The organism is Ramlibacter rhizophilus (assembly GCF_004681965.1).
Lineage (GTDB): Bacteria > Pseudomonadota > Gammaproteobacteria > Burkholderiales > Burkholderiaceae_C > Ramlibacter > Ramlibacter rhizophilus.
Map to the genome: position 1 here is coordinate 374,452 of NZ_SMLL01000003.1, position 22,116 is coordinate 396,567.

The following is a 22,116-nucleotide window of genomic DNA, read 5'->3' on the forward strand; positions in this document are numbered from 1 at the left end:
CATCCATGCGGGCCCCGGTATGAGAGACGCGAACCTGTTCGACAAGATCGACCTCCACCTGATCCGCGTCCTGCACACCGTGCTCACCGAACGCAGCGTCTCGCGCGCGGCCATCCGCCTGGGCATGTACCAGCCGGCGGTGTCGGCGGCGCTCAAGCGCCTGCGGGAAGTGGCGGGCGATCCCTTGCTGGTGCGCTCGGGCACCGGCATGGTGCCCACGGACGCGGGGCTTCGCATGATCGAGCCCAGTGCCAGCATTCTTCGTGCCGCCGAGGTCCTGTTCTCCGACGCGCGCGGCTTCGACCCCGCCACCACCGACGCCACGCTGCGCATCGCCGCCAGCGACTACATGGACCCGCGCTTCCTGCCCGCGCTGGTCGCGCGCCTGAAGGCGCAGGCACCGGGCGCGGCGCTGGAGATCCATCCGCTGTCGCCGCTGGCCGACTGCCACGAACAGCTCGCGCAGGGCCGGGTGGACGTTGTGGTGGGCAACTGGCTGGAGCCGCCCGACTCGCTGCACCGCGGCGAGCTGCTGGACGACGAGGTGGTGTGCCTGGCCAGCCGCGAGCACCCGGCGGTGCGCCGGCCCTGGACGGCGCAGGGCTGGCTGGAGGCCGAGCACGTGGCGCCCATGCCCACCCACCCCGGCGCGCGCGGCGTGATCGACGAGCACCTGGAGCGCCTGGGCCTGGCCCGGCGCATCACCGTGCGCTGCCCGCACTTCGGCCTCATCCCCGAGATGGTGGCCCGCAGCTTGCTCGTGCTGACCACCGGCCGGCAGTACTGCGAACGCTTCACGGCCCATTTGCCCGTCACAATCCTGCCCTGTCCCGTCGAGTTCCCGCGGCTTCGCTACTACCAGCTGTGGCACGAGCGCAGCCATGGCTCGGCCTCGGCCCGATGGCTGCGCGAGCGGATCCGGCAGACCGTCACGGCCCTGAAGAACGAAGCATGAACAGCCCTTCCCGCCTGCAGCTGACCGACATCACCAAGCGCTACCCGGCCGTGGTGGCCAACGACCACGTGTCCCTGCGCGTCGAGCCGGGCCAGACCCATGCGGTGCTGGGCGAGAACGGCGCGGGCAAGTCCACGCTCATGAAGATCATCTATGGCAGCGTGAAGCCCGATGGCGGCCACGTGCTGTGGAACGGCCAGCCGGTGCAGGTGCGCAACCCGCAGGAGGCGCGGGCGCTGGGCATCGCCATGGTGTTCCAGCACTTCAGCCTCTTCGACACGCTCACCGTCGCGGAGAACGTGTGGCTGGGCCTGGACAAGCACCTGTCCCTGGCCGAGGTCACGCGCCGCATCGAGGCCAAGGCGTCCGAGTACGGCCTGGAGATCGACCCCGCCCGGCCGGTGCACACGCTTTCGGTGGGGCAGATGCAGCGGGTGGAGATCATCCGCGCGCTGCTGACGGACCCCAAGCTCCTGATCCTGGACGAGCCCACCTCGGTGCTCACGCCCCAGGCCGTGGAGCGGCTCTTCGTGGTGCTGAAGAAGCTGGCCTCCGAGGGCTGCAGCATCCTCTACATCAGCCACAAGCTGCACGAGATCCGCGAGCTGTGCACCGCCTGCACCGTGCTGCGCGGCGGCAAGGTGACCGGCGAGTGCGACCCGCGCGAGGAGAGCAACGCGTCCCTCAGCCGCATGATGATCGGCGCCGAGCCGCCCGTGCTGGAACACCGCGCCCACACCCCCGGCGAGGTGGTGCTGCGCGTGCAGGGCCTGGAGCTCGCGCGCGAGACCCCCTTCGGCACCGACCTGCACGGCATCGACCTGGACGTGCGGGCCGGCGAGGTGGTGGGCATCGCGGGCGTTTCGGGCAACGGGCAGCGGGAGCTGCTCTATGCGCTCTCGGGCGAGGACACGCGAGCGCGGGCGGAGATGGTGCAGGTGGCCGGGCAGGCCGCCGGCCGGCTCGGCCCCTCGCGCCGGCGCGCCCTGGGCCTGCACTTCGTGCCCGAGGAGCGCCTGGGCCGCGGCGCCGTGCCCACGCTGGGCCTGGCGCACAACCTGATGCTCACGCGCCGCGAGGCCGTGGGCCCAAGCGGCTGGATCCGCATGAAGGCACTGGAGCGGCAGGCGGCGGGCCTCATCGAGCGCTTCAACGTGCGCGCGGGCGGACCGCATGCGGCGGCGCGCTCGCTCTCGGGCGGCAACCTGCAGAAATTCATCGTCGGACGCGAGATCGACGCTCGGCCCCGGCTGCTGGTCATCTCGCAGCCGACCTGGGGCGTGGACGTGGGCGCGGCCGCGCAGATCCGCGGCGAGATCCTGGCGCTGCGCGACGCGGGGTGCGCGGTGCTGATGGTGAGCGAGGAACTGGAGGAACTGTTCGAGGTGAGCGATCGACTGCATGTGATCGCCAAGGGCCGGCTCTCGCCGGCCGTGGCGCGGGACCGGGCCAGCGTGGAGCTGATCGGCGAGTGGATGAGCGGGCTGTGGGACGCCGACCCGGAGCGCGCCGCGCGGGAGGCCGAGCGTGTTTAGGATCGAGCCGCGACCGCAGGCCTCCAGCTTCTGGAGCATCGCCTCGCCCGTGCTGGCGCTGGCCATCACGGTGCTGATCGGGGTGGCGCTCTTCGTCGCGCTGGGCAAGGACCCGGTGCGCGGCCTGCAGGTCTTCTTCTGGGAGCCGCTGCGCACCCGCTACGCCATCGGCGAGCTGATGGTCAAGGCCACGCCGCTGCTGCTGATCGCGCTCGGGCTGGCGGTGTGCTTCCGCTCCAACGTGTGGAACATCGGCGCCGAAGGGCAGTTCGTGCTGGGCGCGATCTGCGGCGGCGGCGTGGCGCTGATGGCCAGTGCCGATACCGGCCGCTGGATCGTGCTGCCCATCCTGCTCGCCGGCATGGCCGGCGGCATGGCCTGGGCCTCCATCACCGCCTTCCTGCGCGACCGCTTCAACGCCAACGAGATCCTGGTGAGCCTGATGCTGGTGTACGTGGCCGTGCAGCTGCTCAACTACCTGGTCTTCGGCCCCTGGAAGGACCCGGCCGGCTACAACTTCCCGCAGACCAAGACCTTCGACGCGGTCACGCAGATCCCGCGCCTCATGAGCGGCTCGCGCGCCAGCGTGGGCCTGCTGATCGCGCTGGCGGCCGTGGCGGTGCTGTGGGTCTTCCTGTTCCGCACGCGGGCCGGCTTCGCGCAGCAGGTGGGGGGGCTCGCACCCGCTGCGGCGCGCTACGCGGGATTTTCCTCGCGCCGGGCGCTGTGGCTGGCACTGCTGGTTTCGGGCGGCGCGGCGGGTCTCGCCGGCGCGCTGGAAGTGGCCGGCCCCATCGGCCAGCTCACGCCCTACGTGCCGGCCGGCTACGGCTTCGCGGCCATCATCGTGGCCTTCGTCGGCCGCCTGCATCCCGTGGGCATGGTGTTCTCGGCCCTGCTCATGAGCCTGTTCTACATCGGCGGCGAGCTGGCGCAGTCGCGCCTGGGCCTGCCCAAGTCCATCACCGGCGTGTTCCAGGGCCTGCTGCTGTTCTCGCTCCTGGCCTGCGACACGCTGCTGGTGTGGCGGGTGCGCTGGCTGCCCGCGCGCAAGGAGGTGGCGTGATGGAGTCCTATGCGCTGCTCCTGGCGGCCACGCTCAATGCGGGCACGGTGCTGGCCATCGCCTCGCTGGGCCTCCTCATCAACGAGAAGGCCGGCATCGTCAACCTGGGCGCCGAGGGCATGATGCTCTGCGCCGCCATCGCCGGTTTCGCGGCGGTGGTGCACACCGGCAGCGACGTGGCGGGCTTCCTGGCCGGCGCGGCCGCGGGGGCGTTGCTTGCGGCGATCTTCGGCTGGCTGGTGATCTGGCTCAACACCAACCAGTACGCCACCGGCCTGGCGCTGAGCCTTTTCGGCGCCGGCTTCTCGGCCTTCGCCGGCATTTCCTACGTGCAGGAGAAGCTGCCCGAGCGGCCGCGCTTCGCCATCCCCGGGCTGGCGGACATTCCCTTCGTGGGGCCGGCGCTGTTCCGCCAGCATCCCATGGTCTATCTCACCATCGCCTTCACGCTGGCGCTGATCTGGTTCCTGTACCGCTCGCGCGCGGGCCTGGTGCTGCGCTCGGTGGGCGAAGCGCCCGAGTCGGCGCATGCGCTGGGCTATGGCGTGCGACGCATCCGCCTCATGGCGGTGGTGGCGGGCGGGGCGCTGTGCGGCCTGGCGGGGGCCTACCTGTCGGTGATCTACACCCCGCTGTGGGTGGAGGGCATGGTGGCCGGCAAGGGCTGGATCGCGCTGGCGCTCACCACCTTCGCCACCTGGCGGCCGGCCCGGGTGCTGCTGGGGGCCTATCTCTTCGGCGGCGTGACCATGCTGCAGTTCCACCTGCAGGGGCGCGGCGTGGAGGTGCCCAGCGAGCTGCTCACCATGCTGCCCTACCTGGCCACCATCCTGGTGCTGGCGCTGATGTCGCGCAATCCCACCTGGATCCGAGTCAACATGCCCGCATCGCTGGGCAAGCCCTTCCATCCCGGCTCATAATTTCGCGCTTTCGCGCCCTTGCATTTACTCAGAGGAACCCGATGACCGACCTGTCCAAACGCTCCCTGCTCCAGACGACCGCCCTGTCGGTCCTGGCCGCCACGGCCCTGGTGGCCTGTGGCAAGAAGGAAGAAGCCGCCCCGGCGGCCGCCGCTCCGGCCGCTGCGCCGGCCACCGCCGCGGCCCCCGCGCCCAAGACCGAGCCGCTCAAGATCGCCTTCGCCTACGTCGGCCCGGTGGGTGACGGCGGCTGGACCTTCGCCCACGACAACGGCCGCAAGGCGGTGGAGAAGGAATTCGGCGACAAGGTGGTCACCAGCTTCGTGGAGAAGGTGCCCGAGTCGGCCGACGCCGAGCGCGTGCTGCGCGACATGGCCAGCCAGGGCAACCAGCTGATCTTCGGCACCACCTTCGGCTACATGGAGCCCATGCTCAAGGTGGCGCAGGACTTCAAGGACGTGAAGTTCGAGCACGCCACCGGCTACAAGACCGCCGAGAACCTGCGCACCTACGACAGCCGCACCTACGAAGGCGCCTACATGGCCGGCGTGATCGCCGGCAAGATGACCAAGACCAACACGCTGGGCGTGGTGGGCTCCATCCCGATTCCCGAGGTCATCCGCAACATCAACAGCTTCACCCTGGGCGCCCAGTCGGTGAACCCCAACATCAAGACCCGCGTGGTCTGGGTGGGCGAGTGGTTCAACCCGCCCAAGGAAACCGAGGCCGCCACCTCCCTCATCAACGGCGGCGCCGACGTGCTGATGCAGAACACCGACTCCTCCGCCGTGCTGCAGACCGCCGAGAAGATGGGCAAGCGCGCCTTCGGCTGGGACAGCGACATGACCACCTACGGCCCCAAGGCCCACCTGGGCTCGGCCGTGATCAACTGGGGTCCGTACTACATCAAGTCCGTGCGCGATGCGCTCGAGGGCACGTGGAAGGGCAATGAGAGCAGCTGGTGGGGCGTGAAGGAAGGTGCCATCGACATGGTCTCCGTGGCCGCCGACGTGCCGGAAGAAACCCGCAAGCGCGTGGACGAGATCAAGGCCGGCCTGAAGGACGGCAGCTTCGCCATCTGGAAGGGCCCGATCTTCGGCCAGGACGGCAAGGAAATCCTGGCCAAGGACCAGGTGGCCGACGACAAGTTCCTGAGCGGCGTGAACTTCTACGTCAAGGGCGTGGAAGGCAAGGTGCCGGGGGGCGAGAAGAAGTAATCAGCGGATGCTGGTCAAGAAAAGCCGCCTTCGGGCGGCTTTTTTGTTTCACTTGCGGGTGCTCGGCAATTGCCAGTTTAGAACTTCGAGGGTACAAACGGGTGCAGCGAAGCATCTTGACGCTGTGCGTTTGAGGTATGCATGACTGAGCCAACTCAGGAAGTTCAAGAGGTTGACGCGGCTCAGCCACGGCAGATGCTATCCGAGCTCGCGCCCTTGGTAGACGCCGTCGAACTGCGGGAGCAAGAAGGCGCATTTCTTCTGTGCTTCGAGGACGAACTGATCGTGTTGATCGAGAGCGATGCCTATCGCGATTGCCTCGTGCTCACCGCGGAGCTGGGATTTCCTCGCGTCGGATCGGAAGCGGCAGTCCACAAGCAGCTGCTGCAGGTGGCCGCACGTTGGCAGGACATGCTGGGAGTCCACATGGGGCTGGACCCCGAAGATGATTGCGTCTTGCAAATCGCTGAAGTGGCGATGACGAACCTGTCCCTTGAAGTACTGACCGAGCGTGTCGAAACCTTCGTGGCCACTGCGCGGCACTGCCGCCAGGTGCTCGCAGAGCAGGAAGACAGTTCGCGAGGTTTGCAAACCTTCATCCGCGTGTGAACGCAGGCAACTGGAGTCGTCATGAGCAGCAATGTCGGAAGCAATGTCGTGATGGTCACGCCGGACACGCGCGTGGAGCACCTTGAAAGCCTTGCCAAGTCGTCGAGGGGCGGGCCGATCCTGGCTGAGCGCTATGGCGCGAACATCGTGCTCTACACTGCGCCGCGGACGTTCCGCAGCGTCCTGGAGTCGGCACTCCGCACGTTGTTTCGTCGCCAGCCACCGCCGGCTGAGTCTCTGGCTAAAGCTGTCACAGCGAACATCTTCATGAGATCGCTGCCCGCCCACCTCAAGGACGCGGGCCGGCAAAAGCACCTGGCCGAGAAGATTGCGGCAGGCAAGGACGGCTTGACTGCGGCAACGCTTCGATCCAGGCTCGACGCCTTCCAGCACTTGGCGGACGCCACCCCTGTTGGCGAGGCCAACCGCTTCGGCTCCGCCGAGAAATTCGCAGGCCAGAAGGGCGAGCACACGGGCGGAAAGACTGGAAGCCTCAGGGTCAAGGCGGACGGAAAGAATTACCAGATCAAGTTCGACATCCGCGACCAGCCCAGCTGGCTTCGCAGAAAGCTTGAGCGCTCCCTGAACGTGCAGAACGTCTCTGAAGTGCTCGCGTCCGCGGTGATGCGCTCCGAGCTGCAGTCCGATGCAACCCCCAGCGCGGCGGCCACGCAATCAGAACCATCCCTTCCTCCGTCGAACCTGTTCGACCACGCCGACTCGGAGATCGATTTCCACGGTCACACTCCCTCGCCCGAGGCTGACGAAGAGTCCGCCAAGGTGTTCTTCCGCATGATGAAGAACATGCCCATCGTAGGGACTGACGCTGAGCCCGAAAAGGGCACATCGGCAGTGAAGAAGCCCGTCGCCGAACCCGCGACCCTGATGCGCGCACCGAACGTGACGCTGCTGGATGCGGAGGGCTCTCGCATGAACGTGGTGTCCGAGTACCTCACCGGCGGCAAAGGCAACCTGGAAGACTATTTCACCGGTACCTTGGGTGGAACCATCCAGGAGGGGCGACACGTGAAGGTCGTCATGGGTTCGGAACAGCCGGCCGAGGGAACGCCGCCGCTGTCGAAGGACCCGAAACGTGAGGGCGTGATCCACATCCAGGGCCAGGCCGCAACCGACCTGTACGACCACCTTGCCAGCACCCTGTGGCTGGGCGACTACGACTTCAACCCCGCCAAGTTCATCGTGCAGGAAGGCGCGGACGGTGTCTTGCGCCTGGGGTGCATCGACCTCGCCCACTCGTTCCAGAACCTCACGCAGGGTCGTGGTGGAAGCTTGAACGCAGTGCGAGATGCCGTCCGCAACGACACTGGCAGTGCGAGCGACAACAGCTTCGTGCAAGCCGTCAACCAGAAGCGGCTGCGCGGTGACTTCAGGAAGGAGGGCGGCGGCATGTCCAAGATCTGGCGCGACTACGAGAATCTCGCGCCTTCACTGGGGCTTGCTCGTGCGCTCAAGCGCCTGGCGATGCGGCCCGATTCGCATGTAGAGGGCTTGCAAGCCGCCAAGGAACACATCATGAGCTTGGTGGAGTACCTGCAGGGCAACCCCACTCCCGAGAACAAGGCGAAGCTCGAACACTTGCTGGAAACGCTCGCGCAGATCAGCGAACACGAGGGGCACAGCGTCCGCCTCATGTTCCGCAAGCCCGCCGCCGTTGTCGACGAGGTCATCGGTCACCTCACCCATGTGCTGAGCCAGCGCCGCAAGGAAGCCATGTTCGCCGCCGACCTGTGCGAGTTGCAGGCGAGCACCAATGCCTTCTACATGCCCAAGCCGGGAAGCCCGACGGTTTCCGCAGAAGCGCTGGCGCAGCTTGAGGAGCGCTTCGCGCATCAACATGGGCCCGCCATGCTCAAGAAGGAGCTTGTGTGGTTTGCCGAGTCCGCGGGCACGCCGCCCTTCAAGGGAACCTACCAGCAGTTCGTCGCCGATCGCATGCGGCTCGCTTCTGCCCAGGCTTCCGCGCAAGCCCAGCCATTGCCGGCGCCAGTCGTCACAGCGCCCGCCGCATAATTGCCGGGCCGAAAGCCCGGCCACGGTGGCTGGGCGCCCAGCTCGCCCATGACGCCTTCCACCTTCGATCCCGCCACCATTTCCGTCCCCCCCGCCCGTCTCCCCGAGCTCCTGGCCCGCATGCCCAAGGCCGAGCTCCACATCCACATCGAGGGCTCGCTCGAGCCCGAGCTCATGTTCAAGATGGCACGCCGCAACGGCGTGAGCCTGCCCTATGCCAGCGTGGACGAGCTGCGCCGGGCCTACGACTTCTCCAACCTGCAAAGCTTCCTGGACATCTATTACGCCGGGGCCAGCGTGCTGCTGCACGAGCAGGACTTCTACGACGTGGCCTGGGCCTACCTGCAGCGCGCGCAGGCGGACAACGTGCTGCGGGCCGAGCTGTTCTTCGACCCGCAGACCCACACCGCGCGCGGCGTGGCCATGGAGACCGTCATCGGCGGCCTGCACCGCGCCTGCGAGGATGCGCGGACGCAGCTGGGCGTGGACGCGGCGCTCATCCTCTGCTTCCTGCGCCACCTGAGCGAGGACGACGCCTTCGAGACGCTGGAGGCGGCGCTGCCCTATCGCGACCAGTTCATCGGCGTGGGCCTGGACTCCAGCGAGGTCGGCCACCCGCCGGAGAAGTTCGCGCGCGTCTTCGCACGCTGCCGCGAGCTGGGCCTGCACCTCGTGGCGCACGCGGGCGAGGAGGGGCCGCCGGCCTATGTGTGGTCGGCGCTGGACGTGCTGAAGGTCGAGCGCATCGACCACGGCGTGCAGTCGGCCAAGGACCCGGCGCTGATGAAGCGGCTGGCCCAGGACGGCATCGCGCTCACCGTGTGTCCTCTCTCCAACCTCAAGCTCTGCGTCTTTCCCAAGCTCGCCGAGCACAACATCCGCACCCTGCTGGACGCCGGCCTGAAGGTGACCATCAACTCGGACGACCCGGCCTACTTCGGCGGCTACGTCAACACCAATTTCCTGCAGACCTTCGAGGCCACGGGCCTCACGGCCACGCACGCCTGGCAGCTGGCCCGCAACAGCTTCGAGGCCAGCTTCATGGACGCTGCGGGCAAGGCACGCTGCCTGGAGCGGCTGGACGCCTGCTTCGCCGAGTTCGCCGGCGGGCATTGAAGCCCGCGGCCGGCGAGACCGGCCCGCCTCGTACAATCGCCCCCGCGCCGCTGTCGCCCCGAGAGCGGCGCTTTTCTTTGTCCCGGGGCCATGTAGAGGAACACCATGTACAAAAACCTCGCAGCCGGCGCGCTCGCCGCCGCCTGCCTGTTTCCACCTTTTCTCCAGGCGCAGACGCCGCCGCTCAGGATCGGATTCGTCCACGTCGCGCCGGTCACGGAAGCCGGCTGGGTGCGCCAGCATGAAGACGGCCGCAAGGCGCTGGAAGCCGCGCTCGGCGACAAGGTGCGTACCACCTCGGTGGAGAACGTGCCCGAGGGTCCCGACGCCGAACGCGTGATCCGCGACCTGGCGCAGCAGGGCCACAAGCTCATCTTCACGCCCAGCTTCGGCTACATGGAGCCCACGCTGAAGGTCGCGCGCGACTTTCCCGACGTGAAGTTCGAGTCCATCACCGGCTACAAGACCGCGCCCAACGTGGCCACGGCCAATGCGCGCTACTACGAGGGGCGCTACCTGGCGGGCATCGCGGCCGGCCGCATGACCAAGACCGCGCTGGCAGGCTACGTGGCCGGCTTTCCGATTCCCGAGGTGCTGCAGGGCATCAACGCCTTCACGCTCGGCATGCGCTCGGTGAACCCGCAGGCGCAGGTCAAGGTCGTCTTCCTGGGCGAGTGGTTCAACCCGCCGCGCGAGCGGGACGCCGCCATGGCGCTCTTCGACCAGAACGTGGACGTGATCGCCTTCCACACCGGCTCCACGGCCGTCATGGCCGCGGCCCAGGAACGCGGGCGCATGGCGGTGGCCTACCACTCGGACATGCGCAAGTTCGGCCCCGAGGCACAGATCGCGGCGGTCACCCACCATTGGGGCGACTACTACACCCGCCGCGCGCGCGCAGCGCTGGACGGCAGCTGGAAGCCGCAGCAGGTCTGGGGCGGCGTGAAGGAGGGCATGGTGCGCGTGGGCCATTTCGGACCGCGGGTGCCCAAGGCCGTGCAGGACGAGGTGCTGGCGCGCCAGCAGGACATCGCCGCCGGGCGCCTGCGGCCCTTCGCGGGGCCGATCGTGGACAACAACGGCCGCACGGTCGTTCCGGCCGGGAGCGCCCTCTCCGACGAGCAGATCCTCAAGATGGACTTCCTCGTGGCCGGCGTGCAGGGAAGCCTTGCAAAATAGCCGCATGAAAGCCTACCGCGCCGGACTGCTTCGCTTCGACGACGAGGGCCGCGCCGTCCACGACAGCGACGGCTTGCTGGTGGTCGGCCCCGACGCCACGGGTGCCCAGGTGGTCCGTGCCGCCGGCTCCTACGCGGCGCTGGCGGGCAACTTCCCGGGCGTGGCCATCGAGCACCTGCCCGGGCGCCTCATCGCGCCCGGCTTCATCGACCTGCACGTCCACTTTCCGCAGACCGACGTGATCGGCTCGCCCGCCGAGGGCCTGCTGCCCTGGCTGGAGAACTACACCTTCCCGCACGAAGCGCAGTTCGCGCAGGACCTGCACGCGCAGGAGATGGCCGAGGTGTTCCTGGACGAGCTGCAGCGCCATGGCGTGACGACGGCGCTCACCTTCTGCAGCTCGCACCCGGCCTCGGTCGACGCCCTCATGGGCGCTGCCGAGCGTCGCGGCCTGCGCCTCATCGCGGGCAAGGTGCTGCAGGACCGCCATTCGCCGGACGGCGTGCGCGACGACACCGAGCAGTCGCTCATCGACACCGAGAAACTCATTCGCAGCTGGCACGGCCGCGGCCGCCTGGGCTACGCCATCACGCCACGCTTCGCGCCCAGCTGCTCGGAGGCGCAGCTGCGCGGGGCGGGGGAGCTGGCGGCGCGTTATCCGGACGTGTGGATCCAGTCGCACGTGGCCGAGAACCGCGACGAGATCCTCTGGGCGCGCGAGCTGTTCCCCGCCTCGCGCAGCTACCTTTCCGTCTACCAGGACTTCGGCCTCATGCGCCCGCGCGCGATCTACGCGCACTGCATCCACTTCGACGACGAGGACCGCGCCCTCATGCGCGACACCGGCGCCGCCGCCGCCGTGTGCCCCACCAGCAACCTGTTCCTGGGCAGCGGCTTCTTCGACTACGAAGGCGCGGACCGCGTGGGCTTCCGCTACGGCCTGGCCAGCGACGTGGGCGGCGGCACCAGCTTCAGCCCCTTCCACACCATGCTCGCGGCCTACTACGTGGGGCGCGAAGGGCAGACCAAGCCGGGCCTGTCGCTCACGCCGGGGCAGCTGTGGTGGCAGCACACCGCCGGCGCCGCGCAGGCCCTGGGACTGGACGGCGTGGTCGGCAACCTGCAGCCGGGCTGCGAGGCGGACTTCCTGGTGCTCGACCCGCAGGCCACGCCCCTGCTCGCGCGCCGCACCGGCCATGCGCGCACGCTGGACGAACTGCTCTTCGCGATGATCGTGCTGGGGGACGATCGGGTGGTCGAGCGCGTCCACATCGCCGCCGGCACCTGAAGCCGCACTCCTACAATCGCCTCCCCGAGGAGAGTCCTTCATGATCAAGAGCGACAAGTGGATCCGCCGCATGGCCGAACAGCACGGGCTGATCGAGCCCTTCGAGCCCGGCCAGGTGCGCGAGGTGGACGGACGGCGCGTCATCAGCTACGGCACCTCCAGCTACGGCTACGACATCCGCTGCGCGCCCGAATTCAAGGTCTTCACCAACATCCACAGCACGGTGGTGGACCCGAAGAACTTCGACGAGAAAAGCTTCGTCGATTTCCACGGCGACAGCTGCATCATCCCCCCCAACAGCTTCGCCCTCGCGCGCACGCTGGAGTACTTCCGCATCCCGCGCAACGTGCTGACCATCTGCCTGGGCAAGAGCACCTACGCGCGCTGCGGCATCATCGTCAACGTCACGCCCTTCGAGCCCGAGTGGGAAGGCTACGTGACGCTGGAGTTCTCCAACACCACCCCGCTGCCCGCCCGCATCTACGCGGGCGAGGGCTGCGCGCAGGTGCTTTTCTTCGAGAGCGACGAGACCTGCGAGGTGAGCTACAAGGACCGCGGCGGCAAGTACCAGGGCCAGCGCGGGGTGACGCTGCCCAAGGCCTGATCAGGCCTGAACCACCGCGGCACGCGCTGCCGCCAGATCCCAGCCGCCCCAGCCGCAGCTCTTGAACAGCACGGGACCGGACCCGCGCGGGCGCGCCGTCCCTTCGAGCAGCGCGGCCAGGGTCGGGAAGTCCTCCAGCGGCAGGCCGGCCTGCATCAGGTCGCCAGCCTCGTGCCGCGCGTCCTCGCTGTCCAGCCACACGCCGCCACCTTCGGCACACTGTTGGCACAGGTCCGCGGACAGCTCCCGCATGCGCGGGGTGAAGGCGCCCACGGCGGCGATGAAGGCGTCGCCCCGGGCGCGCGAGGACAGCACCACCGCGTCGGCCGGCGTGGCCGTGACCACCAGGGGGCAGTGCGCGAGCTGCGCATCCGGGTCGCTCACCACGTCGGCACGCAGGCCGCGTTCACGCGCTAAAGCCGCCAGCGCCTGCGCGCCCTCCGCGCCGCGCGAGGCGATGCGCACTTCGCGCAGGGGCAGCGTGTCGGCGAAGGCTTCGAGGTGCGAGCGGCCTTGCGCACCGGCGCCCACGATCAGCAGCGGCCCCTCGGGCACGGCGGCCAGCGTGCGCGCGGCCAGGGCCGAGACCGCGGCCGTGCGGCGCGCGGTCACCGTGGGGCCGTCCAGCACCAGGCGGCGCTCGCCGGTGGCGATGTCGAAGACCACCACGTCGCCCTGGATGGCCGGGCGTCCCGTGCCGGCGTTGGCGGGGGTGTAGGTGATGAGCTTGGCGATGGCCAGGCGGGCGTCGAAGGCCGGCATGAGGAAAAGGCTGGCGCCGCCCGGCAGGGCCTGCACCGATCGTGCGGGCACCTGCACGGACGGGTCGCGCAGCACCTCGCGCAGCGCCTGCAGCAAGGCGGGGTAGGGGAGCCGCGCGGCCGTGGCGGCCGCGTCGAGCCATTCGGAGGTGGCAGGCATGCGCCGATTCTGTCCTACAGCAGCGTGCGCCCGTTCAGCGCGGCGCAGCCACGCGGGCCTTCCTACGATCACCGGACCTTTCACAGCAAGGCTTTGCCCATGTCCGCCGCCCGTTCACCGTCGCCCTTCGCACCCCTGGGGCACACCGTGGGCATCGTCCTCATCGCATTGCTGGCGCTGGCTTTCTACCTGGTGTGCAGCCATCAGGTGCGAACGGCCGAGGCGCGGCGCATCACGCTCCAGGTGCAGCAGGCCGCGTTCAGCGACTGCCTCCAGTACGTGGTGGGCTCGACCATCGGGGCCTGCACCAGCCGCCTGGGCGCCCAGCCGGCCGGCGCGACCGAGCTTCCCGCCGACGCACCCCAGCTCGTGGTCGGACGCTGACAGCGCGTGCGGATGCGGCGCTGCAACATGGCGCTGCTGTCCGACAGCGCCATCGCCTAGGCGCCGACGCGGTCGAGCCATGGGGTCGTCCTAAGGTGGCGGCATTGCAAATGGAAACACGCGATGCCCCCCGTTCACGGATTCGATCTTGACGACGCTGCCCTGCCGGCGTCCACATCGCTGGAAGCTTGCGACGAGGCCACGACTGCCTTGGCCACGGAGCGGGCTCAGCAAACGGGCACCCTGCTCGGCCAGTTCGCCACGCTGATGGCCGAGCACAGCCGCGGTGTGGAGCCCGAGTTGATGCAGACCGACCGGGAATACGCGCTGTGGCAGCTCGCCTGTGCGCACAGCATCGGCGATCCGGTGCTCAAGCAGCTGGCCGTGCGGCTTTTCGGCATGGTGGACAGAGCCTTCGAACCGGGCCCGTAAGTTGCCACCGCCCAGTCATCGGCTGGGCTTCGGGCCTTTGGACTCCGTGGCGCCCCCGCCCGAGCCGTGGTGTTTGTCGGGCTCGGGTCAAGAACCCGTCTGTCGTCTGTCGTCCCTGCTGCCCGGTCCTTACCCTCGCGGCTGCACCTCGGCGCCCTCGATCAGGAAGCGCACGCGTCGCGCTCCCTGCCATTCATCCGCATCCAGCCGGAACGCCAGCCTGGCTTTTCCGGGCAGCGGCTCGGTCCGTCCGAACCAGATGCCGTCCACCGGATGCCCGTGGTGCCGCAGCTTGAGCGCCAGGTGCCGCTCGCCCACGAGCCGCTGCGAGACGATCTCCAGCTCCTCGCAGAACACGGGCGCGGCGAAGCCCTGCCCCCAGACTTCCTGCTGCAGCGCATCGACCAGGTCCACGCGGCGCCACTCGGGCGCGAGCGGGCCGTCCGTGTGCAGGCTGCGCTGCAGCGTGGCGGCGTCCAGCCATTCGGCCGCCACTTGCGCGATGGCCTGCTCGAAGGTGTCGAAGTGCTCCTCGGGCACCGTGCAGCCCGCCGCCATGGCGTGGCCGCCGAAGCGCAGGAGCACGCCCGGGTGCCGCTTGGCCACCAGGTCCAGGGCGTCGCGCAGGTGGAAGCCGGGAATGGAGCGGCCCGAGCCCTTGAGCTCGTGCTCCTTGCCCGGCGCCTGGCTGGGGGCGAAGACGAAGGTCGGGCGGTGCAGCTGGTCCTTCAGGCGCGAGGCGACGATGCCGACCACGCCCTCGTGGAACTCCGGGTCGAAGACGCAGACGGCCGGCGGCGGTGTCTCGCTCTCGTCGAAGAGCGCCTGCGCCAGCTCCAGTGCCTGTTCGCGCATGCCGGTTTCCAGTTCGCGCCGTTCGCGGTTGATGCCGTCCAGGGCGCGCGCGAGTTCCTGGGCCCGCGCGGCGTCGTCGGTGAGCAGGCATTCGATGCCCAGGGTCATGTCCGAGAGGCGCCCGGCGGCGTTGATGCGCGGGCCGAGGGCGAAGCCGAAGTCCAGCGCGCTGGCCGTGCGCGCGTCGCGCCCGGCCACCTCGAACAGCGCCGCCAGGCCGCAGGGCAGGGCGCCCGCGCGCACGCGGCGCAGGCCCTGCGCCACCAGGCGGCGGTTGTTCGCGTCCAGGCGCACCACGTCGGCGACCGTGCCCAGGGCCACGAGGGGCAGCAGCGCATCCAGCTTGGGCTGGCCCTGCTCGCCGAAGGCGCCGCGCGCGCGCAGCTCGGCCCGCAAGGCGAGCAGCACGTAGAACATCACGCCCACGCCGGCGATGCACTTGCTGTCGAAGCCGCAGCCGGGCTGGTTGGGGTTGACGATGACGGCCGCCTCGGGGAGGCGCTCGCCAGGCAGGTGGTGGTCCGTCACCAGCACCTGCAGGCCCAGGGCATTGGCCTCGGCCACGCCCTCCACGCTCGCGATGCCGTTGTCCACGGTGACCAGCACGTCGCAGCCGCGCTCGCGCACGCGGCGGGCGATGGCTGCCGTGAGGCCATAGCCATCGACCACGCGGTCCGGCACCAGGTAGTCCACCTGCGTGGCGCCCAGCAGGCGCAGTCCGCGCACGCCCACCGCGCAGGCGGTGGCGCCGTCGCAGTCGTAGTCGGCCACGATGCACAGGCGCTTGCGGGCGGCGATGGCGTCGGCCAGGAACACCGCCGCGTCCTGCGCGCCCTTGAGGCCCGACGGCGGCAGCAGGCGGGCCAGGGCGTCGTCCAGTTCCTCGCGGCTGGCGATGCCGCGGGCCGCGTACAGGCGGGCCAGCAGGGGATGGAGCCCCGCCTGCTCCAGGCTCCAGGCGGTGCGGGGGTTCACGTCACGGGTGATGATCTTCATAGGGAGGCGAGCACCTGCGCCGGGGTTGGCGCGCTGCGGAAAAGGCGGGTGGCGCGGGCCCACGCGCCGGGCGGGGGCAGGGCCCAGGTCTGCGCGTGCGAGTCGCCGCACAGGGTCAGTCGAACCTCGCGGTCCGGCGCGAGGGCGTCGAGCAGCCGGGCGATCGGGCCGTCGTCCAGCGCCCGCCAGGCGTCCTGCCAGGCGGCCTCGTCGCCGAGCGCCGCCGCCGGGCCGAGCGACTCGTCCAGCGCGATGGGTGGCGAGGCGGGCGCGGCAGCCTCGGGCAGCGCCCCGGCCGCGCTCAACCAGAACGAATTCACCGGCAGCAGGCCGCGGGCCTCGCGCGCCTCGTTGACCGGGTGGGTGTAGAGCAGCATCTGCATCTCCTGCTGCAGCCGCCGCAGCGGCCGCGCCTCGGGCCCGCGCGGCAGCCAGTCGTCCACGACCGCCCCGCTCACGCGCCCGAGCGATGCGCAGGCCAGGCCCCGCAGCAGCTCGCCGCGGGCCAGCCAGCGCAGCGGCTCCTGGTAGCGAAGCTGCAGCCCGTCTTCCTCGAAGTACGGGGCCATGGCGTCCAGGAGGGCGCGGGAGTCGCCTTCCTCCAGCGCGAGGGACTCGGGGGGCTGCATGCGCACGTGGTCCGTCGCGACCGCCCAGTGGCAGGGGGTGATCCAGCCCCAGGCGGCGCCTGCGGGGTCCTCGCCCTGCCGGCGCAGGTCCCAGGCGGCGCGGGGGGCGTGGCCGTCGCCGGCCCAGAAGCCGCAGGCACGCGCCAGGACGCGCTCGTGGGGAGTCGAGAGCATGCGCGGCCCGCCCTCGTCCAGGCCCATGGGCGCCAGCCGGGCCAGCAGGGCGGACAGCTTGGGCAGCGCCAGCGCCCCCAGCGCGTCGCGGCACCACGGCGCGGCGCAGGATGCGTGGGCCACGAGCACATGAACGCCTTGAGACATGGCGCCATTGTCCCGGATGCCACAATCGCGCTCTTTGGCTCCGGGGCCACAAGCCCCGATTCACGCCCGGCATGCGACTTCCGTACGAACTGCTCCTGGGCTGGCGCTACACCCGCGCCGGCCGGGCCACCCGCCGCAACGGCTTCATTTCCTTCATCTCCGGCGTGTCCATGCTGGGCATCGCGCTGGGCGTGGCGGCGCTGATCATCGTGCTGTCGGTCATGAACGGCTTCCAGAAGGAAGTGCGCGACCGGATGCTGGGCGTGGTCTCGCACATCGAGGTCTATGGCCCGGGCGGCGGCACGCTGCCGGACGTGGCCCGCAGCCTGCGCGAGGTGGGCCAGCACCCGCAGGTGCGCGGCGCCGCGCCCTTCGTGGCCGCGCAGGCGCTGATCGCGCGCGGCGAGGACATGCGCGGCACCCTGGTGCGGGGGATCGACCCGGCGCTGGAGCCGCAGATCACCGAACTTGCGCAGCAGCTGCAGGGCGGCGCGCTCGCGCGCCTCGTGCCCGGCGAGTTCGGCCTGGTGCTGGGCGGCGAGCTGGCGCGCGCCCTCGGGGTGCGCGAGGGCGACCCGGTTACGCTCATCGCGCCCAGCGGCCAGGTCACGCCGGCCGGCGTGGTGCCGCGCCTGAAGCAGATGACCGTGGTGGGCACCTTCGACTCGGGCCACTACGAGTACGACAGCGGCCTGGTGATGATGCACATCGAGGACGCGCAGCGCCTGTTCCGCCTGGAAGGGCCCACGGGGCTGCGCCTGCGCCTGGCGGACCTGCACCAGGCCCGCGAGGTGGCGGCCGAGCTGGCCACGCAGATGACGGGGCCCGTGCTGGTGCGGGACTGGACGCGCCAGAACCGCACCTGGTTCGCCGCCGTGCAGCTGGAAAAACGCATGATGTTCATCATCCTCACGCTGATCGTCGCGGTGGCGGCCTTCAACCTGGTGAGCACGCTGGTGATGACGGTGACCGACAAGCGCGCCGACATCGCCATCCTGCGCACGCTGGGCGCGAGCCCGGGCAGCATCATGGGCATCTTCGTGGTGCAGGGGGCCACCGTGGGCGTGGTCGGCACCCTGGCCGGCCTGCTCCTGGGGCTGGCGGTGGCGCTGAACATCGACGTCATCGTGCCGGCGCTGGAAAGCGCCTTCAACGCGCGCTTCCTGCCGCAGGACATCTATCTCATCAGCCGCATGCCCAGCGAGCCGCTGGCCAGCGACATCGTGCCCATCGCCCTCATCTCCCTGGTGCTCGCCTTCGTGGCCACGCTCTACCCGAGCTGGCGCGCCAGCCGCGTCAATCCCGCGGAGGCCCTGCGCTATGAATGACTCCATCGACCTGAACGGCGGCCCGGTGCTGCTGGCCGAGGGGCTGACCAAATCCTTCCGCGAGGGCGGGCTGGAGGTGGACGTGCTGCGCGGCATCGACCTGGTCGTGCACCCGGGCGAGACCGTGGCCATCGTCGGCGCCTCGGGCTCGGGCAAGAGCACGCTGCTGCACCTGCTGGGCGGGCTGGATGCGCCCTCGGCCGGAAGCGTGCTGCTGCAGGGACAGCCGATGGCCTCGCTGGGTCCCGCCGAACAGGGACGGCTTCGCAACCGGCACCTGGGATTCGTCTACCAGTTCCACCACCTCCTGCCCGAGTTCAGTGCGCTGGACAACGTGGGCATGCCGCTTCGCATCCGGCGCCAGCCCGTGGAGCAGTGCCGCGAGGCGGCGCAGCGCACGCTGGCGGCCGTGGGCCTGGCCGAGCGCGTGCGCCACCGGCCGGCGGAACTCTCCGGCGGCGAGCGCCAGCGCGTGGCCATCGCCCGCGCGCTGGTCACCCAACCGGCCTGCGTGCTGGCCGACGAGCCCACCGGCAACCTGGATCGGCGCACGGCCGAAAACGTGTTCGACCTCATGCTGCAGCTCGCGCGCGAGCAGGGCACGGCATTCGTGCTGGTCACGCATGACGAGTCGCTCGCCGCGCGCTGCGGGCGGCAGCTGCGGCTGGCGGGTGGCCGCCTCGGCTGAGAAGGTGTGAATGAATCTACTGCGCGGCCCGATCTGGCGCCTGCGCTTCTCGCCGTACCCAGGTACGGCTGCGATGCTCGGCGCCACCTCGGACCGCTCGCTACGATTCCTTCACACCTTCTGACTGCGAAGCTCTCAGACGCAGCCGGGCACCAGCCACACGACCAGGGTCTCGTACACCACGGCCACGGCTGACAGGCCGGCCATCCCCAGCGTGGTCCAGCCCACGAACCTGGGTAGCGGCGCGGCCCCGCGCCGGGGGCGCGCCCGCAGGGCGAAGAGCGCGATGAGCCCCAGGGCCAGCACGCCGGACGCGACGATGACCAGGCTGGTGGCCGGCAGGCCCGCCCAGGTCCAGTCGGCGTTCGGACGGGCGCAGACCACCCCGGTGAAGCCGTAGATCAGCACGAAGTGCAGGGCCCAGATGATCGGCCCCGAGCAACTCAGGAGCAGCAGGCGCTGGAAGGACGGGCTCGCCATGGTTCACCCCAGCAGGCGCGGAAAACCGTGGACCACCGCCACGCCGATCACGCCCTGCACCACGGTGTAGTACCAGTACAGCCGCGTGTTCTCGAAGCTCACGCGGCGGGTGGACGTGAGCAGGCCGGCGGCCGCGCGGGCCATGCAGTAGCCACCCATGAAGGTCATCAGGACGGCGTAGAAGCCCTGCACGGAGATGATGGTGTAGACCACCGCGCCGTAGGCGTCCTGCGTCGGTCCGAGCCCGGTTCCCCGCTGCGCCTGGATGTCCACCACCAGGGCGCCCCACAGCAGCGCGATGGCCAGCAGGATCGCCAGGTGCCAGGGCCAATGCGGGCGGGCCTGCGCACGCAGCAGGCGACGACCGGCCCAGCCGATCAGCACCGCGCTGGCCACCTGCATCAGTGCCGAGGCGACTGCCAGCAGCGGGTCGGCCCAGCGGGCGCCCTCGCGCGGCCACAGCTGCGGGGACACCGTCCACAGGTAGAAGTAGGAGAAGACGAGCGACGCGAAGATCGAGCCCGAGACGATGACCAGCACCATCATGGCCCACCAGGAGTGCGACTTCGGCCCGTTGCAATAGACCTGCAGCCGGATGCCGCCGCCCACGTCCACCGGCGGGTGCGAGAAGCCGGGGTCGGTGGACCAGATCCAGCGGAACACCGAGGCCGTGGCGATCACCGCGCAGGCCAGCGCCAGCCACACCAGCTTCACGGTCAGCAGCAGGAAGAAGGCCGCGGTGAAGACCGCGGCCAGGAATGGCGACCAGCCGTAGCCCGGCATCTGCAGCAGGTACTGCGGCTTGGCGTCGATGGGGCTGGTGACGATGGTCTCGCGGCCACCCGTGGGTGCGTTGGGCAGGTAGTACTGACCGTCCTCCACGTCCTTGGAGAGCTTCGGCTGGTCCCACAGCGGCTCGCGGCTGGTGACGAAGGGAATGCTGCGGTTGGCGTAGTTGCCCGAGGGCAGCCACTCCAGCGTGCCGGCGTTCCACACGTTGCCGGCGTTCTCGCCGGTCATCCGGAAGTGCATCGCCAGGTCCACCAGGAACACCAGCACGCCGGCCGCGATCATGTAGGCGCCCACGGTGGAGAGCATGTTGAGCGTGCCCCAGCCCATCTCCGCCGGGTAGGTGTACACCCGCCGGGGCATGCCTTCCAGGCCCGTGATGTGCATGGGAAAGAAGGCCAGGTTGAAGCCGATGAACATCAGCGCGAAGCAGATGCGCCCCAGCGTCTCCGACAGCGGCTTGGAACTGGCATAGGGCATCCAGTAGTAGAAGGCGCCGAAGAGCGGGAAGACCATGCCGCCGATCAGCACGTAGTGCAGGTGGGCGACGATGAAGTAGGTGTCATGGGCCTGCCAGTCGAAGGGCACGATGGCCACCATCACCCCCGTCAGGCCGCCCAGCACGAAGATGAAGAGGAAGCCCAGCACGAAGAGCATGGGCGTCTTGAGCGCGTCGATCTTCTTCGCCGCCGCAAGGGTCGCGATCCAGGCGAAAACCTGGATGCCGCTCGGGATGGACACGGCCATGCTCGCGGCCGAAAAGAAGCTGAGCGACAGCTGCGGAATGCCGGTGGCGAACATGTGGTGCACCCACAGGCCGAAGCTGAGGAAGCCCGTGGCCACCAGCGCGACGACGATGAGGCGGTAGCCGATGAGCGGCCGCTGCGCCATGGTGGGCACGATCATGGACACCATGCCCGCGGCGGGCAGGAAGATGATGTACACCTCCGGGTGGCCGAAGAGCCAGAACAGGTGCTGCCACAGCAGCGGGTCGCCACCCAGGTCGGCGATGAAGAAGGGCCAGTGGAAGGCGCGTTCCAGCTCCAGCAGGATGGTGGCCAGGATCACCGCCGGGAAGGCGAAGATGATCATGCCGGCCAGCACCAGCATGGACCAGCAGTAGATCGGCAGCTTGTCCAGCGACATGCCCGGCGCGCGCGTGCGCAGGATGCCCACCACGATCTCGATGGCGCCGGCGATGGCGGAGATCTCGATGAAGCCGATCCCCAGCAGCCAGAAGTCGGCGTTGGGTCCAGGCGCGTACTCGAAGCTGGTGAGCGGCGGGTACATGAACCAGCCGCCGCGCGGGGCCAGGTCGAAGAAGATGCTGCAGAAGAACACCGTGCCGCCCACGAAGTAGGCCCAGAAGGCGTACATGCTCAGGCGCGGGAAGGGGAGGTCGCGCGCGGCCAGCATGTTGGGCAGCAGCAGCACGCCCATGGCCTCGACCACCGGCACCGCGAACAGGAACATCATCATGGTCCCGTGCATGGTGAACAGCTGGTTGTACAGGTTGTGGCCGACCAGGTCGTTGTCCGGCACGGCCAGCTGGGTGCGCATGATCAGCGCCAGGATGCCGGCCAGCACGAAGAACATCAGCGAGGTGCCGACGTAGAAGGCGCCCACGTAGTTGTTGTTGACAACCGAGAGGAACTTGAAGCCCGAAGGCGGCGCCCAGATGCGCTTGAGTTCGGCCAGTTCCCGCTTGTCGTCGCGCGGGCCCGGGTTGGGCAGGCGGCTGAAGTCGATCTCGTGGTCGGGCGTGGTCATTCG

At 69.5% G+C, this 22,116-nt stretch carries 20 protein-coding genes; 15 read left to right on the forward strand and 5 right to left on the reverse strand.

What is annotated here, in order from left to right; genetic code table 11:
- The first annotated feature begins 19 nt into the window (after window positions 1–19).
- The 11 genes from EZ242_RS08275 (at window position 20) to dcd (ending at window position 12,520) form a co-directional block, all read left to right on the forward strand.
- The gene (locus EZ242_RS08275; RefSeq protein WP_135284663.1) at window positions 20–955 is read left to right on the forward strand and encodes a LysR family transcriptional regulator; all 936 of its coding nucleotides are present in this window, start codon (window positions 20–22) and stop codon (window positions 953–955) included.
- Window positions 952–2,490 carry an ABC transporter ATP-binding protein gene (locus EZ242_RS08280; protein ID WP_135284664.1) on the forward strand — a complete coding sequence of 513 codons (1,539 nt, stop codon included), beginning with the start codon at window positions 952–954 and terminating at the stop codon, window positions 2,488–2,490. Before EZ242_RS08275 ends, EZ242_RS08280 begins: the two co-directional genes overlap by 4 nt.
- Window positions 2,483–3,556 carry an ABC transporter permease gene (locus EZ242_RS08285; RefSeq protein WP_135284665.1) on the forward strand — a complete coding sequence of 358 codons (1,074 nt, stop codon included), beginning with the start codon at window positions 2,483–2,485 and terminating at the stop codon, window positions 3,554–3,556. Before EZ242_RS08280 ends, EZ242_RS08285 begins: the two co-directional genes overlap by 8 nt.
- Window positions 3,556–4,476: an ABC transporter permease gene (locus EZ242_RS08290; protein WP_135284666.1), complete on the forward strand. Its 921-nt coding sequence runs from the start codon at window positions 3,556–3,558 to the stop codon at window positions 4,474–4,476. Before EZ242_RS08285 ends, EZ242_RS08290 begins: the two co-directional genes overlap by 1 nt.
- A gap of 41 nt (window positions 4,477–4,517) precedes the next feature.
- On the forward strand, window positions 4,518–5,693 hold the full coding sequence (locus EZ242_RS08295; protein WP_135284667.1) for a BMP family ABC transporter substrate-binding protein: 1,176 nt from the start codon (window positions 4,518–4,520) through the stop codon (window positions 5,691–5,693).
- A 141-nt stretch (window positions 5,694–5,834) separates the two neighbouring features.
- Window positions 5,835–6,302 (forward strand): type III secretion system chaperone, encoded by a 468-nt coding sequence (locus tag EZ242_RS08300; protein WP_135284668.1) that lies wholly within the window; start codon window positions 5,835–5,837, stop codon window positions 6,300–6,302.
- Between the two features lie 21 nt (window positions 6,303–6,323).
- Window positions 6,324–8,333, forward strand: a complete 2,010-nt coding sequence (locus tag EZ242_RS08305) for a hypothetical protein (protein ID WP_135284669.1) — start codon at window positions 6,324–6,326, stop codon at window positions 8,331–8,333.
- A gap of 48 nt (window positions 8,334–8,381) precedes the next feature.
- A complete protein-coding gene (locus EZ242_RS08310; protein WP_135284670.1) occupies window positions 8,382–9,449 on the forward strand; it encodes an adenosine deaminase in 1,068 nt (355 codons plus the stop codon).
- Between the two features lie 105 nt (window positions 9,450–9,554).
- Complete coding sequence (locus EZ242_RS08315; protein WP_135284671.1) at window positions 9,555–10,628, forward strand: BMP family ABC transporter substrate-binding protein; 1,074 nt, start codon at window positions 9,555–9,557, stop codon at window positions 10,626–10,628.
- Window positions 10,629–10,632: 4 nt separating this feature from the next.
- Entirely contained in the window at window positions 10,633–11,916 is a 1,284-nt protein-coding gene (gene guaD / locus EZ242_RS08320; protein ID WP_135284672.1) for a guanine deaminase, read from the forward strand.
- Between the two features lie 40 nt (window positions 11,917–11,956).
- Window positions 11,957–12,520: a dCTP deaminase gene (dcd, locus tag EZ242_RS08325; protein WP_135284673.1), complete on the forward strand. Its 564-nt coding sequence runs from the start codon at window positions 11,957–11,959 to the stop codon at window positions 12,518–12,520.
- On the opposite strand, the gene EZ242_RS08330 is transcribed toward dcd, so the two are convergent.
- A complete protein-coding gene (locus EZ242_RS08330; protein ID WP_135284674.1) occupies window positions 12,521–13,441 on the reverse strand; it encodes a delta(1)-pyrroline-2-carboxylate reductase family protein in 921 nt (306 codons plus the stop codon).
- Between the two features lie 99 nt (window positions 13,442–13,540).
- Here EZ242_RS08330 and EZ242_RS08335 point away from each other — a divergent pair, with 99 nt between their 5' ends.
- Together EZ242_RS08335 and EZ242_RS08340 are read left to right on the forward strand one after the other, a co-directional pair.
- A complete protein-coding gene (locus EZ242_RS08335) occupies window positions 13,541–13,825 on the forward strand; it encodes a hypothetical protein (RefSeq protein WP_135284675.1) in 285 nt (94 codons plus the stop codon).
- A gap of 123 nt (window positions 13,826–13,948) precedes the next feature.
- Window positions 13,949–14,257: a hypothetical protein gene (locus EZ242_RS08340; protein WP_135284676.1), complete on the forward strand. Its 309-nt coding sequence runs from the start codon at window positions 13,949–13,951 to the stop codon at window positions 14,255–14,257.
- Window positions 14,258–14,386: 129 nt separating this feature from the next.
- Here EZ242_RS08340 and recJ read toward each other — a convergent pair whose 3' ends face one another.
- Window positions 14,387–16,108 (reverse strand): single-stranded-DNA-specific exonuclease RecJ, encoded by a 1,722-nt coding sequence (recJ, locus tag EZ242_RS08345; RefSeq protein WP_135284677.1) that lies wholly within the window; start codon window positions 16,106–16,108, stop codon window positions 14,387–14,389.
- Window positions 16,105–17,058, reverse strand: coding sequence for a hypothetical protein (locus EZ242_RS08350; RefSeq protein ID WP_135284678.1), 954 nt, complete (start codon window positions 17,056–17,058; stop codon window positions 16,105–16,107). Before EZ242_RS08350 ends, recJ begins: the two co-directional genes overlap by 4 nt.
- Window positions 17,059–17,129: 71 nt before the next feature.
- Between EZ242_RS08350 and EZ242_RS08355 the strand changes: the two genes are divergently transcribed.
- Together EZ242_RS08355 and lolD are read left to right on the forward strand one after the other, a co-directional pair.
- Window positions 17,130–18,386, forward strand: a complete 1,257-nt coding sequence (locus EZ242_RS08355) for a lipoprotein-releasing ABC transporter permease subunit (RefSeq protein WP_135284679.1) — start codon at window positions 17,130–17,132, stop codon at window positions 18,384–18,386.
- Window positions 18,379–19,074, forward strand: coding sequence for a lipoprotein-releasing ABC transporter ATP-binding protein LolD (gene lolD, locus EZ242_RS08360; protein ID WP_135284680.1), 696 nt, complete (start codon window positions 18,379–18,381; stop codon window positions 19,072–19,074). The genes EZ242_RS08355 and lolD overlap by 8 nt, the downstream gene beginning before the upstream one ends.
- Window positions 19,075–19,209: 135 nt before the next feature.
- Here lolD and EZ242_RS08365 read toward each other — a convergent pair whose 3' ends face one another.
- Window positions 19,210–19,554 (reverse strand): hypothetical protein, encoded by a 345-nt coding sequence (locus EZ242_RS08365; RefSeq protein WP_135284681.1) that lies wholly within the window; start codon window positions 19,552–19,554, stop codon window positions 19,210–19,212.
- 3 nt (window positions 19,555–19,557) lie between these two features.
- Window positions 19,558–22,113, reverse strand: coding sequence for a cbb3-type cytochrome c oxidase subunit I (locus tag EZ242_RS08370; protein WP_135284682.1), 2,556 nt, complete (start codon window positions 22,111–22,113; stop codon window positions 19,558–19,560).
- Between the last annotated feature and the right edge of the window lie 3 nt (window positions 22,114–22,116).

What these genes read in the sequence shown, in the direction of transcription:
- EZ242_RS08275 (WP_135284663.1), top strand. Translation starts at nt 20, where the DNA reads ATGAGAGACGCGAACCTGTTCGACAAGATCGACCTCCACCTGATCCGC.
- EZ242_RS08350 (WP_135284678.1), bottom strand. Translation starts at nt 17,058, where the DNA reads ATGTCTCAAGGCGTTCATGTGCTCGTGGCCCACGCATCCTGCGCCGCG.
- guaD (WP_135284672.1), top strand. Translation starts at nt 10,633, where the DNA reads ATGAAAGCCTACCGCGCCGGACTGCTTCGCTTCGACGACGAGGGCCGC.
- EZ242_RS08330 (WP_135284674.1), bottom strand. Translation starts at nt 13,441, where the DNA reads ATGCCTGCCACCTCCGAATGGCTCGACGCGGCCGCCACGGCCGCGCGG.
- EZ242_RS08305 (WP_135284669.1), top strand. Translation starts at nt 6,324, where the DNA reads ATGAGCAGCAATGTCGGAAGCAATGTCGTGATGGTCACGCCGGACACG.
- EZ242_RS08315 (WP_135284671.1), top strand. Translation starts at nt 9,555, where the DNA reads ATGTACAAAAACCTCGCAGCCGGCGCGCTCGCCGCCGCCTGCCTGTTT.
- EZ242_RS08335 (WP_135284675.1), top strand. Translation starts at nt 13,541, where the DNA reads ATGTCCGCCGCCCGTTCACCGTCGCCCTTCGCACCCCTGGGGCACACC.
- recJ (WP_135284677.1), bottom strand. Translation starts at nt 16,108, where the DNA reads ATGAAGATCATCACCCGTGACGTGAACCCCCGCACCGCCTGGAGCCTG.
- EZ242_RS08290 (WP_135284666.1), top strand. Translation starts at nt 3,556, where the DNA reads ATGGAGTCCTATGCGCTGCTCCTGGCGGCCACGCTCAATGCGGGCACG.
- EZ242_RS08365 (WP_135284681.1), bottom strand. Translation starts at nt 19,554, where the DNA reads ATGGCGAGCCCGTCCTTCCAGCGCCTGCTGCTCCTGAGTTGCTCGGGG.
- EZ242_RS08300 (WP_135284668.1), top strand. Translation starts at nt 5,835, where the DNA reads ATGACTGAGCCAACTCAGGAAGTTCAAGAGGTTGACGCGGCTCAGCCA.
- lolD (WP_135284680.1), top strand. Translation starts at nt 18,379, where the DNA reads ATGAATGACTCCATCGACCTGAACGGCGGCCCGGTGCTGCTGGCCGAG.
- dcd (WP_135284673.1), top strand. Translation starts at nt 11,957, where the DNA reads ATGATCAAGAGCGACAAGTGGATCCGCCGCATGGCCGAACAGCACGGG.
- EZ242_RS08355 (WP_135284679.1), top strand. Translation starts at nt 17,130, where the DNA reads ATGCGACTTCCGTACGAACTGCTCCTGGGCTGGCGCTACACCCGCGCC.
- EZ242_RS08370 (WP_135284682.1), bottom strand. Translation starts at nt 22,113, where the DNA reads ATGACCACGCCCGACCACGAGATCGACTTCAGCCGCCTGCCCAACCCG.
- EZ242_RS08295 (WP_135284667.1), top strand. Translation starts at nt 4,518, where the DNA reads ATGACCGACCTGTCCAAACGCTCCCTGCTCCAGACGACCGCCCTGTCG.
- EZ242_RS08340 (WP_135284676.1), top strand. Translation starts at nt 13,949, where the DNA reads ATGCCCCCCGTTCACGGATTCGATCTTGACGACGCTGCCCTGCCGGCG.
- EZ242_RS08280 (WP_135284664.1), top strand. Translation starts at nt 952, where the DNA reads ATGAACAGCCCTTCCCGCCTGCAGCTGACCGACATCACCAAGCGCTAC.
- EZ242_RS08310 (WP_135284670.1), top strand. Translation starts at nt 8,382, where the DNA reads ATGACGCCTTCCACCTTCGATCCCGCCACCATTTCCGTCCCCCCCGCC.